This is a genomic window from Vibrio sp. 1580 (assembly GCF_033340055.1).
In genome coordinates this window covers 1-597 of sequence record NZ_JAWOVT010000459.1, presented here as the reverse complement: position 1 = coordinate 597, position 597 = coordinate 1, and the positions used below count along the sequence as shown (strand labels likewise).

The following is a 597-nucleotide window of genomic DNA, read 5'->3' as shown; positions in this document are numbered from 1 at the left end:
AAACAAACGAGCGGCATTGAGCGGCTGCATCAAGTCGTGACTTACGGCCGCTAAAAAACGCGATTTCGATTTCGATTCCAAATCCGAACGCTGCGTCGCTGCCACTAGCTGTTTGTTGAGTTGCTCCAACTCTCTGGTGCGCGCGCGCACTCGCTCTTCTAACGTTTCATTGGCGTCTTTCAGCGCTTGCTCGGCATCGCGGAATACGGTGATGTCCGTAAAGCTCATTACAAAACCACCGCCGGGCATCGGGTTACCCTGCACTTCAATCACTCGTCCATCAGGGCGCACACGGGAAGAAGTATGTCGCGTGCCTTGCTCAAGATGATACACGCGGCGGCGTACGTGGTCTTCTGGCTCGCCGGCGCCACACAAACCTTGCTCAGCATTGTGGCGAATCACATCAGCAATCGGTCGGCCGACTTGAATTAATCCGGGTGGGAATACAAACATTTCTAGGTAACGCTGGTTCCACGCCACCAGCCGCAGTTGTTTGTCGCCCACCGCAATCCCTTGGCCCATATGTTCTATCGCCCCTTGGAGTAACCCGCGGCTAAAGTCGTACAGCTCGGAAGCTTCATCAACAATGGTTGCGAC

General features: G+C 54.8%; 1 protein-coding gene. It reads right to left on the bottom strand.

What is annotated here, in order from left to right:
• Nucleotides 1-597 (bottom strand): PAS domain-containing protein (locus R7093_RS26585; RefSeq protein ID WP_318147197.1); only part of this gene is annotated, 597 nt, incomplete at both ends.